The following is a 1,930-nucleotide window of genomic DNA, read 5'->3' on the forward strand; positions in this document are numbered from 1 at the left end:
TTTCGACCACCGCCCCGCGTGCCACATACATCCCATGACCGTGTCCCACCGGCCCGTGGTCAAGCGCACCGCCCGCGCCGTCCTCCTCGACGGCGACGAGATGCTGCTCATCAAGCGCACCAAGCCGGGCCGCGAGCCCTACTGGATCACCCCCGGCGGCGGCGTCGAGCCCGTCGACGCCTCCGTCGTCGCCGCGCTGCACCGGGAGGTCGACGAGGAGTTGGGTGCCCGCGTCACCGGCGTCGTCCCCGTCTTCGTCGACACCGTGCCCGAGGGCGAACACGGGGTGAAGGTCCAGCACTTCTTCGCCTGCCGGCTCACGTCGATGGACTGGACGCGGCGCCACGGCCCCGAAGTCGACGAGCCGCGCGGCGAGTACGAGGCGGTACGCATCCCCTTCACCCGCGAGGGCGTCGACTCCGTCGACGTCGTGCCGCCCAGCCTGCGCGCGTACCTGCGCATGAACATCGAGGGCGTCCTCGCCGTCCTCGCGGACGACTTCCTCCCCGACGGCTCCCCCGCCGGCGGCCCCGGCTAGGTCCTGTCTGACGGCGCGTCATCCGGCGGTACGCGTCAGCGCGTACGCCCCCCGCAGGTCCCGGCCGCTGTACGCGTGCGACGCGACCCCGCTCACATGGTGGTCGGCGTTGACGGCGACCGACCGCGGCACCACCGCGAACAGGTCGGTGTCCGACATGGAGTCCCCGTACGCCACGCAGTCCGCCCGCGTCAACCCGTACTGCGCGCAGAGCAGATCCGCTATCCGCACCTTGTCCGGCGGCCCCAGGATGCCGGCCATGTCCACCGGCTCGCGGAACGGCAGCGCCGGGAACCGCGACCCGTGCGCCGCGTGCACCCCCCACTCCAGCAGCCGTTCGACGAAGAACCCCGGTGCCAGGGAGATGACCGCGCAGTGCTCCCCGCGGTCGGTGATGTCCGCCCACACCTCGCGGATCCCCGCGAGCCACGGCGCGCCCGCGAAGGCGCGGCCCAGGATCTCGGGCGTGAGGCTGCTCCACATGCCGTGCGCGTGCCCGGCGTACTCGTACGTGTCGATCTCGCCGGAGCCGAACGCCGCGTCCAGCGCCCGGAACTCCGCGACCAGGCCCAGCTGCCGCGCCAGCTCGATGTTCGCGGAGGAGCCGTGCAGCAGGGTGCCGTCCATGTCGAAGATGTGCAGCCGGGACATGACCGTGAGGCTAGGACGCGCGTACGGGCGCGGACAACCGATTACTCGCGCCGCACCGGCTCAGCCGGGGTCCGGCCGGCCCGGCCGGGGTCAGTCCGGCCCGGCCGGGGTCAGTCCGGGTCGTGTTCCGGGCCGCCGTAGTCGGGGCTGGTGAAGTCCGGGCTCGAATAGCTCGGTCCGTCCGCCGACTGGCCGTCGTCGGGGCTGGAGAACGCCGGGCGGGAGTAGCCCAGGCGCGGGGTGCGGGTGACGGTGGGGTCGGTCGTGCGCACCGCCGGGTACGCGCCGCCGCCCCCGCCGCCGTCGGGCCCCGCGCCGTCGAGCCCGTCGAGGTCGCCGGCCTCGGGGCCGCCGTCGCCGCGGCCGGACTCGCCGCCGGCGAGGGCCTGTTCGATGAAGGGCTGGATGCCCCGTTCCAGCAGCGCCGCGCGCCACTCCTCGCGGGCGCGGTCGACCTGCTCGGTCAGATCGCGGCTGGCCGCCGCCCTGATGGACGTCGAGCCGTTGCGCAGCGCGGTCAGCAGCAGCGCGACCATGGAGATGACGATGGCGGCGACCGCGAGGATCGCGAAGATCCAGCCCGCCTGGCGCATCGAGGACGCCACGGAGGGCTCGGGGTCCATCAAGTGCAGGAGGTAGCCGACGAGAAGGAAGATCACCGCCGCCGTACCGGCCAGCACGGGCACCAGCACCGCCGCCGCGGCGGCCACGCCCGCACTGGAGCTGCCGCCCTGGCCGCCG

The 1,930-nt window shown here is 73.9% G+C and carries 3 protein-coding genes; 1 reads left to right on the top strand and 2 read right to left on the bottom strand.

Annotated elements, in window-relative coordinates:
* Positions 1-34: 34 nt before the first annotated feature.
* Entirely contained in the window at positions 35-538 is a 504-nt protein-coding gene (locus tag H5J30_RS30150; RefSeq protein ID WP_181790564.1) for an NUDIX hydrolase, read from the top strand.
* An 18-nt stretch (positions 539-556) separates the two neighbouring features.
* Here the strand turns inward: H5J30_RS30150 and H5J30_RS30155 are convergent, their stop codons facing one another.
* Positions 557-1,189: an HAD family hydrolase gene (locus H5J30_RS30155; RefSeq protein WP_181790566.1), complete on the bottom strand. Its 633-nt coding sequence runs from the start codon at positions 1,187-1,189 to the stop codon at positions 557-559.
* Positions 1,190-1,299: 110 nt separating this feature from the next.
* Positions 1,300-1,930: hypothetical protein (locus H5J30_RS30160; protein ID WP_181790568.1), on the bottom strand; the 631-nt coding region annotated here is incomplete at its 5' end.

The sequence above is a fragment of the Streptomyces phytophilus genome, from assembly GCF_013870535.1.
Taxonomy (GTDB): Bacteria; Actinomycetota; Actinomycetes; order Streptomycetales; family Streptomycetaceae; genus Streptomyces; species Streptomyces phytophilus.